Below are 15416 nucleotides of genomic sequence, written 5' to 3'. Positions count from 1 at the left end.
TGGTCCCCCCCGGATTCACTCACCGCTGTTCGACGAGGAGACTCTAGAACGAGGGACCGACATCCGTGCGCGATACGGTGGTACTCATGACGCGAACTTTGGTGCTCATGCGACACGGCAAGTCCGCCTACCCCGACGGGGTGGAAGATTTCGACCGCCCCCTCGCCGAGCGTGGCGAGCGCGAAGCGGGACTGGCAGGCCAGTGGATCACCGAGCACTTCGGCGCCGTCGACGCCGTGTTGTGCTCGACGGCAACGCGCACCCGCGAAACACTCGCCGCAACGAAGATCGACGCACCCGTGACCTACGAGGAGCGCATCTACGGGGCGTCGCCGGAGGAGATCATCGACGAGGTCGCACTGACCGACGACTCCGTCTCGACACTGCTCGTCGTCGGCCATGCGCCCGGAATACCGTTCACCGCACTGGAATTGGGCGAAGCCACCGGCTCCGAGGCAGCCATCGAGATCGGCCGCAAATTTCCGACGTCGGCGATCGCTGTTCTCACCTTCGACACGTCATGGTCGGAGATCGGACGCGGCACCGGCGCGCTGACGCACTTCCACGTGCCGCGCTAGCTCAGCTCTTCAGTTTCGCGCCGACGAACCCGACGACGCCGAGTGCGATGAGCAGCAGAAGGGCGGTTCCGAAACCTGCGAGCCACCACACGAGCGCGAAGATTACCAATGCGGGTGCAGCGGCGATCAACGCAATGCCGGGGCTTTCGCGCACCGTCTCGAGTGCGGACTGAGCATGAACGCGGTCGAGCTTCTTGCCTGCCATGTCGAGCACCTCTCCTGCGTCGGATATGTCCTAGTTCTCCACAGTAGCGCGCATCGTCTGGGTGCCGATGACCCTGAGCAGGTCGAACTTCTCGCGGGCATCGGTCCCCGGAAGGGGCGAGTAGACGATGAGATGCTGGCCTTCCTTCTGCGTCGCGAGCGTCTCGCAGTGCACCGCGACGACTCCGACGTCCGCGTGTACGAACCGTTTGATCGCGGACGCCTTGAACGCCACCCGGTGCTCGCTCCAGACCGACTCGAACTCCTCGCTCTCGGCACGTAGACGGGACACGAGTGTCGTCGCCTCGGGATCACCGGCTCGGCGCGCTGCGACGGCTCGCAGATCCGCAACCTGCTTGTGCGCCATGCGATCCCAGTCGTCCTCGACGAATCCGCGTCGTGCGTTCGGATCCATGAAGAACCGCCACACCACGTACCTGTCCATGCCGGTGTACTCGGGCACGCCGCCGGACAAGGCGTCGAACATCGTGTTGTAGGCCAGGATCTCGCCGAGATCGGTGACGACGAACGCCGGGGTGTCGTCGAGCTTGGTCAGCAGATGCATCAAACCGGGGCCGACGTGTTTGTCCGCACCGATCCGCGTCGGAGGCGCCTGCCCGGCCAGAATGTACAGGTGGTCGCGCTCGTCGTCGTCGAAACGCAGCGCACGCGCCAGCGAGCTCAGGATCTGCGTCGACGGATGCGGACCTCTCCCCTGCTCGAGGCGCGTGTAGTAGTCGGTGGACATCCCGGCCAGCAAGGCCACTTCGTCGCGTCGCAACCCCGGTGTTCGACGCCTCACGCCGGGCGCGACACCGACGTCGGCGGGAGTCAGGAGTTCACGGCGTCGGCGAAGGAAGTCTGCGAGCTGGTCTCGTTCCACGTCGTTCAGTGTGCTCTTCTCCGGCGCGCCCAGCCAGGGATCGGCAGTCCCACGACAAGCGCATCGACAAGGCCGCGCCTGCCGACGCCGTCGCGGGCGACCGATACGCCGAGGCCCAGATGGCTCAGCTCGACAGCGAGGCCTGAACCAGATCCATCAACGCGGCATCGGCGTCGAACAGGGCTTCTCGGTCGTAGGTCGACGTCGATGCCAGAATCTCGTCGGCGCCGGTTCGATCGCTCAACCGATCGAGCTGTGCCACAACCATTTCCGGCGTTCCGTGAACGCCGGTGGCAATGGACTTCTCGACGCGATCGCGCACACGCGTCGGAGCCGCGTCGAGATCGATGTTCGACGCCGGTGTCAGCGGCGGGAATTCGCCCGTCCGTCGCGATTGCGCCATCGCCCATGCCTCGGGGAGCACCAACTCTCGCGCTCTCGACGCCGTTTCGGCGACGGTGATGTCGAGCGACACGATCACCGTCGGCGCAGGGTTGCGCTCGGTGGGACGGAACCGACGTCGGTAGTCGTCGATCGCGGAACCGTCGCCGTGCAAGATCGGGCCGCCGACGACGACGGGAAGTCCCGCCTCCGCCGCGACGGCCAACCCCTGCCCCGTCGCGAGCACGTAGACCGGCGGCGACGGCACCGCAGGCCGCACCGTGACCGGGCCGGTGCTGTCCAGGTAACTACGGAGTTCGGCGAGGTCGTCGATGAACGTGTCCGCTGCTACCGTGCGCAAAGCCCTGCGCACCGGCTCGGTGAATCCCACCGAACGGCCGACCCCGGCGTCGACCCGGCCCGGGTAGAGCGCTTCGAGCATCGCGAACTGCTCGGCCACGACGAACGGCTGATGGTTCGGGAGCATGACGCCGCCCGACCCGATCCGGATGCTCGACGTCCTGGCACCAATCGCCGCCAACAGCACCGGCGGTGCGCCACTCGCGATCCCGGGGACCCCGTGATGCTCGGCTACCCAGAATCGGTGGTAGCCGAGCTTCTCCGCGTTGACGGCACGGTCGATGGTCGCGTGAAGCGCCGTCGCGTCGGACGAGCCGTCACGGGTTCGGGAGCGATCGAGAAGCGACAGAAGCACGTCAGAGGCAACGAGTTACGCGTCGCGCATATTTCTGGAGGTCAAGCGGGCAGACCCTCACGATCCTCGACGATTGCCGCATCCAACGAGGCCAGAGACCGTTCGAGAAACTCGGTCGGGACGGCAGGCATGCCCCCGATCTGGTCGCGGACGAACGACGGCGTGTCGGTCCAGTCGTAGGTCAACGTGACCCGGGTGCCGTCACCGTCCTCGGCGAGGTCGTAGCGCCACCACCACCCGCCGGCCTCGAGCACCCCGTCGTCGTTCACTGTCGTCGGCAACCACCCGATAGCGCGGTTCGGTTGGAAGACCGTCACGAGATTGTGAATGACGTAGTGGCCCCCTGCCTGCTCGATGTACATGTTCATGGGGAAGACCTGACCGGGGCCTGTGATCGGGGTCGGTTCGATGGCGTCGCGCACCCAATCCGTCGGTTCGGTGCGGTGGTGGTTCGACGGGTCGGCCAGAAAGGCGAACACGGTCGACGGGGGCGCGGAGACGGTGCGGCTGACGGACAGGCGTTCCGGGTCGTTGATGTCGTGCATTTCTCGTTCCTTCTCGTAGGCGTCGTCGCAGGTTCCGACCCGGCGCGAGCGAAAAATTCATCGCCCCGCACACAGAGGACCGAAGCTGTCCGCGATTCGGGTCACACTGAGACCCGTCAACCGATCGAGACCGAGGAGAGACATCGTGGACATTCGCATCGAACTCATCATGATCCCCGTGACCGACGTGGACCGGGCCAAGAAGTTCTACACCAGCATCGGGTTCGTCGCCGACTACGACGAGCGCCCGACCGACGACATTCGCTACGTGCAACTGACCCCGCCCGGTTCGGCGTGTTCGATCGCCATCAGCGAGAACATCACGAAAGCTGCACCCGGCAGCGTCGAGGGCATGCAGGTCGTCGTCGATAGCGCGCAAGAGGCTTACGACCACCTCACGGCCGCCGGGTTGGAGATCGATCCCGTCGTCGACCAGGGCTGGGGGAAGTTCGTGTACTTCTCCGATCCCGACGGCAACAAGTGGGCGGTGCAGGAGCTACCGAAGGGCTAGTCCGCACGACCTGCGCTCGACCAGCGGAAACCAGCATTTTCCCGACATACGGTCGCTTTTTGGCAACCGGATAGGGAAGAATGTCCGGCGGGTCGGGGTCGAGTGCAGGGGACGAAACACGTGAAACGCAGGCAACTGCTTCAACTGGCAGCAGCGGGACTGGTCGGAATGGCCGCACCGCCGCTGGTATCGGCGTCCCGGGCCGGCGCGATCCCCATCGGCGTCGGCTCGATCCGCAACCTCGTTCCGGAGTTGTTCGCCGATCCCCCTCGACCGCCGGATCACTCGTCCGTCATCGTCGTCGGCTCCGGTTTCGGCGCCAGTGCCGCTGCCCTGAGGCTCGCTCAGGCCGGGCGTCGGGTCACCGTCCTCGAACGCGGCCTGCGCTGGCCACGTGACCCGTGGCGCGACATCTTCACTGCCGACATGACAGCCGACGGCCGTGGTCTGTGGCGTCAGGGATCGTTCACCAACATCACGGGCATGCCCGTGGGGCCCGTCGACCGCTTCGGCGGTGTGCTCGACACGACGCGCTTCGAGAACCTCTCGGTGTGGCGTGGTGCGGCCGTCGGCGGTGGATCCATCGTCTACACCGGCGTCACCATCGCGCCCGACAAGCGCTTCTTCGACATGTCCTTCGGCGGGCGCCTCTCGTACGACGAGATGGCCGCCACGTGGTACCCGAAGGCGCGCTCGATGCTGCTGCCGTCGACCATGCCTGCCGACATCTACAACAGTCCCAACTTCTCGCATTCTCGTACGTGGGACGACCATGCCCGACGCGCCGGCTATTCACCCGAGCCCGTCGACGGCAACTGGAATTGGAACGTCCTCCGCGACGAGATGTCCGGCCGGTCGCGTCCGTCGGCGACCATCGGGGCGAGCACCTTCGGCAACAGCAACGGCGCCAAGCACGACCTGACCCAGAACTACATCCCGCAAGCCGAGGGCACCGGCAACGCACTCATCGCGCACAGCCACGAGGTGGCCGCCATCGGCACCGAATCGGGTGGCCGCTACCGCGTCGAGGTGCGACGCCTCGACCCCGAGGGCAACGTCGTCGAAACCCGAACGCTCACATGCGATTCGCTCGTCCTCGGCGCAGGATCGATCGGCACGACGGAACTGCTGCTGCGCGCCCAGGCGACGGGCGCACTCGGCAACCTGAACGAGTTCGTCGGCCGCGGTTTCGGCACCAACGGCGACGCGTCGATGACCCGCTCGCTCGGCCCCGCGAATGGCGGACCGCAGGGTGCGCCGTGTGCGTCGCGCATCGTCGACGAGTCGGGACTTCCGTTGACCGTCGAGAACTGGTACGTCCCCGGCGTTCCCTGGGACCTCGGATTCCTCGGCTCACTCGGCATGACTATCGATCCCCTGCGCGCGAACTTCTCCTACAACGCCGCGACCGACTCGATGTCGCTGTCCTGGCCGAAGGGCGGTAGCCGCGACACCGTCGAAGCCCTACGCGCAGTACAGAATCGGATGGCAGCAGCCGGCGGAACCGTCGTCTCGGCCGAACCGTTCACCCGCGACGTCGACGACACCTTCACCGCCCATCCGCTCGGCGGGGCGGTGCTCGGTGACGTCACCGACTCGTACGGCAGGGTCAAGGGCCACGACGGCGTCTACGTCGTCGACGGCGCCCTGATCCCCGGCAGCACGGGTGCGGCCAACCCGTCGCTCACCATCACCGCGTTGGCCGAGCGCAACGTCGCTCGCATCATCGCCGATGGGCGCTGACGCGGCCGTGCGTGGATAGTTGCATCGGGGTCCAGCTCTCCACGCACCGGTGCGTCAGCGCAGGTCGATCTCGGGGCTGCCGTCCGGAACGGTGACCGTCGCAGCCGTGCGGACGGCGTTGCCGGGTGTGGAGACCGCGTCGAGAACCCGTACCTCCGAACGCCATTCGCCCGGCGTCAACGACGCACGCAGATAGCCGCGTCGCGCATTGCCGAACTTCACGTGGGGTGAGCCGTGCGCAATAGCGGCGCCTGTCGTGTCGACGTCGGCACCGTCCTTGCCCGACGCGATCGACGTCGTCGCGATCTCGACACCCACCACCGGCGACACCTGATCCTGGTAGTCGCGTCGAAGCTCCGACACGATCGTGCGGTGGATGTCGCCGACGATCGACGCCACGTTGTTCGTTCCGCGGTCGCGTGCACCATCGAGAATGCGGTGGCGCGACGCCTCGTACCCGCTCCAGGGATCCATTCCTACCTTGCGGTCGGCGTCGAGTCCGCGTGCGAGATCCGAGATGACAGTCTGGTGCGCAAGGAAATTCCACTTCGATGGCGAGGAGAAGCCGTCGAGAATCCACTGCTCCTGCTCGGCGCCCGTGATGGTGCGCGACGGGTCCGCGGTCTCGGCGTTCTGCGCGTGCTCGCCGTCGCCGTTCGCCTGATCGCTGCGGTACTGGCGGGTGTCGAGAACGGAGAAGTCGACCAGATCGCCGAACGAGAAGCGCCGGTACACCTTCATATCGGGGCCTGAGGGTCTCAGATTTGCGCGGACCGGTGTGTTCTCCCACCACGCCTTGAAGGCATCGGCTCTTCGGAGGAGAAATTGCTTGGGATCGTCGTCGTCCTGACTGATCTGCGACGCCCAGTTGTTGTCGACCTCGTGATCGTCGAACGTCGTCACGAACGGAGCCGACGCGTGCGCCGCAGCCAGATTCTCGTCGGCCTTGTACATGGCATACCGGTCGCGATAGTCGTTGAGCACATTGGTTTCTCGCGCGGCAGAGTCGGGCCGCGCTTTACCTGCGCGCGCTCCCTCGTCCTTGATCGCATACTCGTAGATGTAGTCACCGAGGAAGAACACGACATCGAGATTCGACGACGCCAGATCCTTGTACGCGTCGAAGAATCCGTCTTCCCACTTCTGGCACGAGGCCCACGCGAAGTCGAGACGGCCGAGCGACTGACCCGGTGCCGGAGCAGTTTTCGTGCGACCCACGGTGCTGGCATGTGCACCGACGAGGAAACGGTAGAAGTATTCGCGGGCCGGCTCCAGTCCCTTCACGTCGACGTGGACCGACCAGCCGTCGAATTCCGTAGCCAGCTCGACACCTTGGGTGACGATGCGCCCGAACTTCTCGTCGGCTGCGATCTGCCACTGCACCGGAACGACGCCCGGGTTCATACCACCCAGCGGCGCGAAAGGATCCGTCGCGAGCCGAGTCCACAGGACCACCGAGTCGGGCAGCGGGTCACCGGACGCAACACCCAGTCGGAACGGAAAGTCCGGCGGGACAACCGATTGTGCATCCGCAACGGGCGACCCGGCCAGTTCGGGAGTGAACGCCAGCGCACCGACAAGCGCACTCCACGTCAGAAATTGTCGCCGCGTCGAGCCCCCTCGTAGGGAGATGTCACGGCCGATGGATACGTCGCTTCCTCGTCTCACCATCGTTCGAGGCTCTCGGACGCCGGTCAACGGGACCCGTCATCGAGGGGACGTGCACATGAACCGATCACGAAGGGCCGTAGTTGTCCGCAATCGACGGCATGCTGTGTTCCATGACCACACCGGATCGCTCAGGATCGCAGATCGACCATCTCAACGTCGGCGTCTCCGACCTTTCCGCGAGCGCAGCCTTCTACGGCGCCGCCCTCGCACCCCTCGGCATCACCGAGATCATGCGGGTTCCCGCGGGCACCGACCAGCTCCCCATGATCGCCTTCGGATGGGCCGACCGAAAACCATTCTTCTGGATCGTCGACGCCCCAGGTGCGCAGATCGGTCCGCACACCCATCTTGCGTTCACCGCTGCCGACCACGACACCGTCGACGCCTTCCACGTCGCCGCTTTGGCGGCCGGTGCCGTCGAACTGCGACCGCCCGGCCTGCAGCCCGAGTACCACGCGTCGTACTACGGCGCGTTCGTCCGGGATCTCAACGGTATCGACCTCGAAGCGGTCTGCCACCGATAACGCGAAAAGCCCCGCATCTCACAGGATGCGGGGCTCTCGTCGTGAGTGCGAATGTACAGCGGGCTATACATTCGCACTCACGTGCGCCGAAGGCGCCTACCGGTATTCGTTGGAGAAACCGTAGTCGTCGAGCGGCACTGCGGCACCGGTGTTCTGGCCGAAGCCGTCCGGGCTGTAGTACTGATCGTCGTACGACGGCACCGCGTATGCCGCGGCACGTGCCTCTTCGGTCGGCTGCACCTGGATGTTGCGGTACCGGTTGATACCGGTTCCGGCCGGGATGAGCTTACCGATGATGACGTTCTCCTTGAGGCCGATGAGCTTGTCGCTGCGGGTGTTGATGGCCGCATCGGTGAGCACACGAGTGGTCTCCTGGAAGGACGCTGCCGACAGCCACGAATCCGTTGCCAGCGACGCCTTGGTGATACCCATCAGGACCGGACGTCCGGCTGCGGGCTCGCCGCCCTCGGACACGACCCGACGGTTCGACGCCTCGAACTCGCTGCGCTCGGTCAGAGAACCGGGCAGGAACTCGGTGGAGCCGGAGTCGATGATCGTGACGCGACGGAGCATCTGGCGCACGATCGTCTCGATGTGCTTGTCGTGAATCGACACACCCTGCGACCGGTACACCTCCTGGACCTCGTTCACCAGGTGAATCTGAACCTGGCGAGGACCCATCACGCGCAGAACCTCGTGCGGATCGGCAGCACCTTCCATGAGCTGCTGGCCGACCTCGACGTGGTCACCGTCCGCCAGCAGGCGCTCGGTGCCGTCGTCGTGCTTGAAGACGCGCAGACGCTGACGCTTCGAGAGCTTGTCGTAGACAACCTCTTCGCCGCCGTCGTCCGGAATGATGGTGATCTTGTAGAAACGATCGCCGTCCTCGAGCTGGATGCGTCCCGACACGTCCGCGATGGGAGCCTTGCCCTTCGGCACACGTGCCTCGAACAGCTCCTGCACGCGAGGCAGACCACCGGTGATGTCGTCTCCGGCGACACCACCCTGGTGGAAGGTACGCATGGTCAGCTGGGTACCGGGCTCACCGATGGACTGTGCGGCGACGATACCGACGGCCTCACCGATGTCGACGAGCTTGCCGGTCGCCATGCTGCGTCCGTAGCACGTGGCGCAGACGCCGGTGCCGGTGGTGCAGGTGAGCACCGAACGGACCTTGACCGTCGTGACGCCTGCCTCGAGCAGAGCATCGATGGCTGGGTCACCCAGGTCGTGTCCACGAGCGACGATGACGTTTCCGTTGTCGTCGGTCGCGTCGGCGGCCAGCGTACGAGCGTAGGTGCTGGTCTCGACGTGAGCGTCACGGATCATCGTGCCGTCGGCGAGCTTCTCGGCGATGGTCGTGGTGATGCCGCGCTCGGTGCCACAGTCGACCTCGCGAACGATGACGTCCTGCGACACGTCGACGAGACGACGCGTCAGGTAGCCCGAGTCGGCGGTACGAAGCGCCGTGTCGGCCAGACCCTTACGAGCACCGTGCGTGTTGATGAAGTACTCGAGGACCGTCAGGCCTTCCTTGAAGGAAGACTTGATCGGACGCGGGATGAACTCACCCTTCGGGTTGGTCACCAGACCCTTCATGCCGGCGAGCGAACGAACCTGAGTCATGTTTCCGGCTGCGCCGGACTTCACGATCATCGGGATCGGGTTGTCGTCGGGGAAGTGCGCCTCCATGGCCTTACCGACCTGCTCGGTCGCGTCCTGCCAGATCTTGACCAGAGCCGAGTTGCGCTCGGCGTGGTCGAGAGCACCACGCTGGTACTTCTTCTCGATCTGGTCGGCCTGGGCCTCGAACGACTCCATGATCTGCGGCTTCTCCGGCGGCACGAGCACGTCGGAGATCGAGATGGTGACGCCCGAACGCGTGGCCCAGTAGAAGCCTGCGTCCTTGAGCTTGTCGACGGTCTGCGCGACGACGATCATCGGGTAGCGCTCGGCGAGATCGTTGATGATCGTGGCCTGACGCTTCTTCGGCATCTGCTCGTTGACGAACGGGTAGTCCGCCGGAAGCAGCTCGTTGAAGATGACGCGTCCGAGGGTGGTCTCGGCGGTCCAGCCGTCGCCACGGTTCCAGCCGTTCGGGAACAGCTCGGCCTCGATGTCGCGCGGCGGACGCTGCTGCGTCAGCCGAACCTTGATCTGCGACTGCACGGTCAGCACGCCACGATCGACGGCCATCTGTGCCTCGGCCGGGCTCGAGTACGTACCGAACTCGGCGGCGTCGGCGCTGGCGTCGACGTGCTCGCCCTTGGCGCCCGGATCGAGGCGCGTCAGGTGGAACAGACCGGTGACCATGTCCAGACGCGGCATGGCGAGCGGACGGCCCGATGCAGGCGACAGGATGTTGTTCGACGACAGCATCAGCACGCGTGCCTCGGCCTGAGCCTCGGCGGACAGCGGCAGGTGCACGGCCATCTGGTCACCGTCGAAGTCGGCGTTGAACGCCTCACAGACGAGCGGGTGCAGCTGGATGGCCTTGCCCTCGACGAGCTGCGGCTCGAACGCCTGGATGCCCAACCGGTGCAGCGTAGGTGCACGGTTCAGCAGCACGGGGTGCTCGCCGATGACCTCTTCGAGGACGTCCCACACCTGGGGACGCTGACGCTCGACCATGCGCTTGGCCGACTTGATGTTCTGCGCGTGGTTCAGATCGACCAGACGCTTCATCACGAACGGCTTGAACAGCTCGAGAGCCATCAGCTTCGGCAGACCACACTGGTGCAGCTTCAGCTGAGGACCGACGACGATGACCGAACGGCCCGAGTAGTCGACGCGCTTACCGAGCAGGTTCTGACGGAAACGACCCTGCTTGCCCTTGAGCAAGTCGGACAGCGACTTCAGCGGGCGGTTACCCGGTCCGGTGACCGGACGTCCACGACGGCCGTTGTCGAACAGGGCGTCGACCGACTCCTGCAGCATCCGCTTCTCGTTGTTGACGATGATCTCGGGAGCACCGAGGTCGATCAGTCGCTTGAGGCGGTTGTTGCGGTTGATGACGCGGCGGTACAGGTCGTTGAGGTCGGACGTCGCGAAACGCCCACCGTCGAGCTGCACCATCGGACGAAGCTCCGGCGGGATGACCGGGACGGCGTCGAGGACCATGCCCATCGGCGAGTTACGGCCGGCCTGGAACGCTGCGACGACCTTCAGACGCTTCAGTGCGCGAAGCTTCTTCTGGCCCTTGCCGCTGCGGATGGTCTCGCGCAGGATCTCGGCTTCGGCGTCGACGTCGAAGGTCTCCATGAGCTTCTGGATCGACTCGGCACCCATGGCGCCGGTGAAGTACTCGCCGTAGCGGTCGGTGAGCTCACGGTAGATCAGCTCGTCGACGATGAGCTGCTTCGGAGCCAGCTTGGTGAAGGTGTTCCAGATCTCCTCGAGACGATCCAGTTCACGCTGCGCACGATCGCGGAGCTGACGCATCTCGCGCTCGCCGCCGTCCTTGACCTTGCGGCGGACATCGGACTTCGCGCCCTCTGCCTCGAGCTCGGCGATGTCGGCTTCGAGCTTCTGCGCGCGAGCCTCGAGATCGGCGTCGCGCTGATCGGCGACAGCCTTCTTCTCGACCTCCATCTCGGCCTCGAGCGTCGAGAGCTCGTTGTGGCGGAGCTCGTCGTCGACCGAGGTGATGACGTAGGCAGCGAAGTAGATGATCTTTTCCAGATCCTTCGGAGCCAGGTCGAGCAGGTAACCGAGGCGCGACGGGACGCCCTTGAAGTACCAGATGTGCGTGACGGGTGCAGCCAGTTCGATGTGGCCCATGCGCTCACGACGCACCTTGGCGCGAGTGACCTCGACGCCGCAGCGCTCACAGATGATGCCCTTGAAGCGGACGCGCTTGTACTTGCCGCAGTAGCACTCCCAGTCCCGGGTGGGGCCGAAGATCTTCTCGCAGAAGAGGCCGTCCTTCTCGGGCTTGAGCGTGCGGTAGTTGATGGTCTCCGGCTTCTTGACCTCGCCGTAGGACCAGTTACGGATGTCGTCCGCCGTGGCCAAGCCAATGCGGAGTTCATCGAAGAAGTTGACGTCGAGCACGTAACTTCCTTTCCCCGTGATGGGTGTTGTACTGCCGAATCGAAAACAAGAACTAACGCCCCTGGGCCCGCGTCACTGCAGGCCCGGGGACCAAGAACTACTGGGCGAGGTCGTCGACCGTGGCAGCTTCGTTGCGGGAAAGGTTGATTCCCAGGTTGGCTGCCGCACGCTCGAGATCTTCGTCGTCGCCGTCGGCCATCGTGATGGCTGCGCCGTCCGAGGACAGCACCTCCACGTTGAGGCACAGCGACTGGAGCTCCTTGAGGAGCACCTTGAAGGACTCGGGAATGCCGGGCTCGGGGATGTTCTCGCCCTTGACGATGGCCTCGTACACCTTCACGCGACCGACCACGTCGTCGGACTTGATGGTCAGAAGCTCCTGCAGCGTGTATGCCGCACCGTAGGCCTGCATGGCCCAGCACTCCATCTCACCGAAGCGCTGACCACCGAACTGGGCCTTACCGCCGAGGGGCTGCTGCGTGATCATCGAGTACGGACCGGTCGAACGAGCGTGGATCTTGTCGTCGACCAAGTGGTGCAGCTTGATGATGTACATGTAGCCCACCGACACCGGGTACGGGAACGGCTCGCCGGAGCGGCCGTCGAACAGCGTGGCCTTGCCGTCGGGGCCGACCATCTGCTCGCCGTCACGGTTCGGGATGGTGCTCTCGAGCAGACCAGCGAGCTGGTGCTCCTTGGCGCCGTCGAACACCGGGGTGGCGATGTTGCTGTCGGCCGGAGCCGCCAGCATCTCCTCCGGAAGGCGGTCGGCCCAATCGGGCTTCGTGCCGTCCGCGGCGATCTGCACGTTCCATCCGGTCTTGCCGATCCACCCGAGGTGGGTCTCCAGAACCTGACCGATGTTCATACGACGCGGAACACCGTGCGTGTTCAGGATGATGTCGATCGGGGTGCCGTCGGGCAGGAACGGCATGTCCTCCTGCGGGAGGATCTTGCCGATGACGCCCTTGTTTCCGTGGCGGCCTGCGAGCTTGTCGCCGTCCTGGATCTTGCGCTTCTGCGCGACGTACACGCGCACGAGCTCGTTGACGCCGGGAGGCAGGTCGTCGTCGTCCTCGCGCGAGAACACGCGAATGCCGATGACCTTTCCACTCTCACCGTGAGGAACCTTCAGCGACGTGTCACGAACCTCGCGAGCCTTCTCACCGAAGATGGCGCGCAGCAGACGCTCTTCCGGGGTCAGCTCGGTCTCGCCCTTCGGCGTGACCTTTCCGACCAGCACGTCGCCGTCACGAACCTCGGCACCGATACGGATGATGCCGCGCTCGTCGAGGTCGGCGAGGACCTCGTCGGAGACGTTCGGGATGTCACGAGTGATCTCCTCGGCACCGAGCTTGGTGTCGCGGGCGTCGATCTCGTGCTCTTCGATGTGGATCGAGGTGAGAACGTCCTCTTCCACGAGGCGCTGCGACAGGATGATCGCGTCCTCGTAGTTGTGGCCTTCCCACGGCATGATCGCGAGCAGCAGGTTCTTGCCGAGCGCCATCTCACCGTTCTCGGTGCAGGGACCGTCGGCGAGGACCTGGCCGGCCTCGACGCGCTGACCCTCGTCCACGATCGGACGCTGGTTGGCACACGTGCCCTGGTTCGAGCGCGCGAACTTGCGCATGCGGTACGTCTTGCGGCTGCCGTCGTCGGCCATGACCGTGACGTAGTCCGCGGACACCTCTTCGACGACGCCCGTCTTGTCGGTGATGACGACGTCACCGGCGTCGACGGCAGCGCGGAGCTCCATGCCGGTACCGACGATCGGCGACTCGCTGCGCACCAGCGGGACGGCCTGACGCTGCATGTTCGCGCCCATGAGGGCACGGTTGGCGTCGTCGTGCTCGAGGAACGGAATCATCGCGGTGGCGACGGACACCATCTGGCGCGGCGAGACGTCCATGTAGTCGATGTCGGCGGACGAGACGAACTCGACCTCTCCACCCTTACGACGGACGAGAATCTTGTCCTCGACGAAGCGACCCTGATCGTCGACGAGCGAGTTCGCCTGCGCGAGCGTGTGGCGATCCTCTTCGTCGGCCGTCAGGTAGTCGACCTCGTCGGTGACCTGGCCGTCGACGACCTTGCGGTACGGCGTCTCGATGAAGCCGAACGGGTTGACCCGCGCGTACACCGAGAGCGAACCGATCAGACCGATGTTCGGACCCTCGGGGGTCTCGATCGGGCACATGCGGCCGTAGTGCGACGGGTGGACGTCACGAACCTCGAGGCCCGCGCGCTCACGCGACAGACCACCGGGGCCGAGAGCCGACAGACGACGCTTGTGCGTCAGACCCGACAGCGGGTTGTTCTGGTCCATGAACTGCGACAGCTGGGACGTTCCGAAGAACTCCTTGATCGCAGCCACGACGGGACGGATGTTGATCAGGGTCTGCGGCGTGATCGCCTCGACGTCCTGAGTGGTCATCCGCTCGCGAACAACGCGCTCCATGCGGGACAGGCCGACGCGGATCTGGTTCTGGATCAGCTCGCCGACCGTGCGGAGACGACGGTTGCCGAAGTGGTCGATGTCGTCGACCTCGACGGGAACCTCGACGCCGCCGGGAGCCGTCATCGAGGTCTCACCTGCGTGCAGACGCACGAGGTACTCGATGGTCGCGACGATGTCTTCCTCGGTGAGGGTCGACGCGACGATCGGCTGGCCGGAGTTCAGGCCGAGCTTCTTGTTGATCTTGTAGCGGCCCACGCGAGCGAGGTCGTAGCGCTTGTCCTTGAAGAACAGGTTCTCCAGGAGCGTCTGCGCGCTCTCCTTCGTGGGGGGCTCGCCCGGACGCAGCTTGCGGTAGATGTCGAGGAGTGCCTCGTCGGTACCGGCGGTGTTGTCCTTCTCGAGCGTGGCCATCAGGATCTCGGAGAAGCCGAAGCGCTCCGTGATCTGCTCGGTGGTCCAGCCGAGAGCCTTCAGCAGCACGGTGACCGGCTGACGACGCTTGCGGTCGATACGAACACCCACGGTGTCGCGCTTGTCGACGTCGAACTCGAGCCATGCACCACGGCCGGGGATGACCTTGACGCTGTGCAGGTCCTTCTCCGTCGTCTTGTCGACCGTGTGGTCGAAGTAGACGCCGGGGGAACGAACGAGCTGCGAGACGACGACACGCTCGGTGCCGTTGATGATGAACGTGCCCTTGTCGGTCATCATGGGGAAATCACCCATGAACACCGTCTGGCTCTTGATCTCACCGGTGTTGTTGTTGATGAACTCGGCAGTGACGAACAGCGGAGCCGCGTACGTCATGTCCTTGTCCTTGCACTCGTCCTGCGAGGCCTTGACCTCGTCGAATCGAGGATCGGAGAAGGAAAGAGACATCGAGCCCGAGAAGTCCTCGATCGGAGAGAGCTCCGTCAGGATGTCCTCGAGACCACCGGTGACTTCACCGTCACCGCGCGCGGCGGCACGGTCGCGCCAGGACTGCGCGCCTACCAGCCATTCGAAAGAGTCCGTCTGTACATCGAGGAGACCGGGTACCTCCAACGGTTCGCGGATGTTCGCGAACGAAACCCTCCTCGGGGCTCCCGGTGTTCCGACAACTGCCTTGGTCTGGCTAGAGACTGCCAAGATGCGTCCTTCCAGCACCTCA

General features: G+C 65.0%; 12 protein-coding genes. 5 read left to right on the top strand and 7 right to left on the bottom strand.

Translation table 11 applies throughout. The annotated features are described in order from the left end of the window. Window positions 1-86: 86 nt before the first annotated feature. Window positions 87-578, top strand: coding sequence for a histidine phosphatase family protein (locus tag HQ354_RS18545; protein ID WP_068428990.1), 492 nt, complete (start codon window positions 87-89; stop codon window positions 576-578). A 1-nt stretch (window position 579) separates the two neighbouring features. Here the strand turns inward: HQ354_RS18545 and HQ354_RS18540 are convergent, their stop codons facing one another. Together HQ354_RS18540 and HQ354_RS18535 are read right to left on the bottom strand one after the other, a co-directional pair. Further along, window positions 580-783 (bottom strand): hypothetical protein, encoded by a 204-nt coding sequence (locus HQ354_RS18540; protein ID WP_068428988.1) that lies wholly within the window; start codon window positions 781-783, stop codon window positions 580-582. 30 nt (window positions 784-813) lie between these two features. Continuing rightward, on the bottom strand, window positions 814-1665 hold the full coding sequence (locus tag HQ354_RS18535; protein WP_068427732.1) for a helix-turn-helix transcriptional regulator: 852 nt from the start codon (window positions 1663-1665) through the stop codon (window positions 814-816). A gap of 8 nt (window positions 1666-1673) precedes the next feature. Between HQ354_RS18535 and HQ354_RS18530 the strand changes: the two genes are divergently transcribed. Beyond that, on the top strand, window positions 1674-1811 hold the full coding sequence (locus tag HQ354_RS18530; protein WP_157105363.1) for a hypothetical protein: 138 nt from the start codon (window positions 1674-1676) through the stop codon (window positions 1809-1811). Here the strand turns inward: HQ354_RS18530 and HQ354_RS18525 are convergent. Both HQ354_RS18525 and HQ354_RS18520 read right to left on the bottom strand, forming a co-directional pair. Beyond that, complete coding sequence (locus tag HQ354_RS18525) at window positions 1790-2761, bottom strand: MsnO8 family LLM class oxidoreductase (protein WP_222635336.1); 972 nt, start codon at window positions 2759-2761, stop codon at window positions 1790-1792. The genes HQ354_RS18530 and HQ354_RS18525 overlap by 22 nt on opposite strands. 41 nt (window positions 2762-2802) lie before the next feature. Beyond that, window positions 2803-3306, bottom strand: coding sequence for an SRPBCC family protein (locus HQ354_RS18520; RefSeq protein ID WP_114328256.1), 504 nt, complete (start codon window positions 3304-3306; stop codon window positions 2803-2805). A 145-nt stretch (window positions 3307-3451) separates the two neighbouring features. Here HQ354_RS18520 and HQ354_RS18515 point away from each other — a divergent pair, with 145 nt between their 5' ends. Both HQ354_RS18515 and HQ354_RS18510 read left to right on the top strand, forming a co-directional pair. After that, a complete protein-coding gene (locus tag HQ354_RS18515; RefSeq protein WP_222635337.1) occupies window positions 3452-3817 on the top strand; it encodes a VOC family protein in 366 nt (121 codons plus the stop codon). A gap of 120 nt (window positions 3818-3937) precedes the next feature. Beyond that, entirely contained in the window at window positions 3938-5560 is a 1623-nt protein-coding gene (locus tag HQ354_RS18510) for a GMC oxidoreductase (protein ID WP_068427728.1), read from the top strand. Between the two features lie 54 nt (window positions 5561-5614). Here HQ354_RS18510 and HQ354_RS18505 read toward each other — a convergent pair whose 3' ends face one another. Then, window positions 5615-7231: an alkaline phosphatase gene (locus HQ354_RS18505; protein WP_222635338.1), complete on the bottom strand. Its 1617-nt coding sequence runs from the start codon at window positions 7229-7231 to the stop codon at window positions 5615-5617. A gap of 110 nt (window positions 7232-7341) precedes the next feature. Between HQ354_RS18505 and HQ354_RS18500 the strand changes: the two genes are divergently transcribed. Then, window positions 7342-7755, top strand: a complete 414-nt coding sequence (locus HQ354_RS18500) for a VOC family protein (RefSeq protein WP_068427724.1) — start codon at window positions 7342-7344, stop codon at window positions 7753-7755. A gap of 96 nt (window positions 7756-7851) precedes the next feature. On the opposite strand, the gene HQ354_RS18495 is transcribed toward HQ354_RS18500, so the two are convergent. Beyond that, a complete protein-coding gene (locus HQ354_RS18495) occupies window positions 7852-11808 on the bottom strand; it encodes a DNA-directed RNA polymerase subunit beta' (RefSeq protein WP_068427722.1) in 3957 nt (1318 codons plus the stop codon). 97 nt (window positions 11809-11905) lie between these two features. After that, complete coding sequence (locus HQ354_RS18490; protein WP_068427720.1) at window positions 11906-15412, bottom strand: DNA-directed RNA polymerase subunit beta; 3507 nt, start codon at window positions 15410-15412, stop codon at window positions 11906-11908. Window positions 15413-15416 lie beyond the last annotated feature (4 nt).

This window comes from Rhodococcus sp. BP-261 (assembly GCF_019835205.1).
GTDB classification, from domain to species: Bacteria; Actinomycetota; Actinomycetes; order Mycobacteriales; family Mycobacteriaceae; genus Rhodococcoides; species Rhodococcoides kyotonensis_B.
This window is presented reverse-complemented; position numbering and strand designations above follow the sequence as displayed.

Coding starts and splice junctions, on each gene's coding strand:
- HQ354_RS18545 (WP_068428990.1), top strand. CDS start 87: ATGACGCGAACTTTGGTGCTCATGCGACACGGCAAGTCCGCCTACCCC.
- HQ354_RS18540 (WP_068428988.1), bottom strand. CDS start 783: ATGGCAGGCAAGAAGCTCGACCGCGTTCATGCTCAGTCCGCACTCGAG.
- HQ354_RS18520 (WP_114328256.1), bottom strand. CDS start 3,306: ATGCACGACATCAACGACCCGGAACGCCTGTCCGTCAGCCGCACCGTC.
- HQ354_RS18505 (WP_222635338.1), bottom strand. CDS start 7,231: ATGGTGAGACGAGGAAGCGACGTATCCATCGGCCGTGACATCTCCCTA.
- HQ354_RS18500 (WP_068427724.1), top strand. CDS start 7,342: ATGACCACACCGGATCGCTCAGGATCGCAGATCGACCATCTCAACGTC.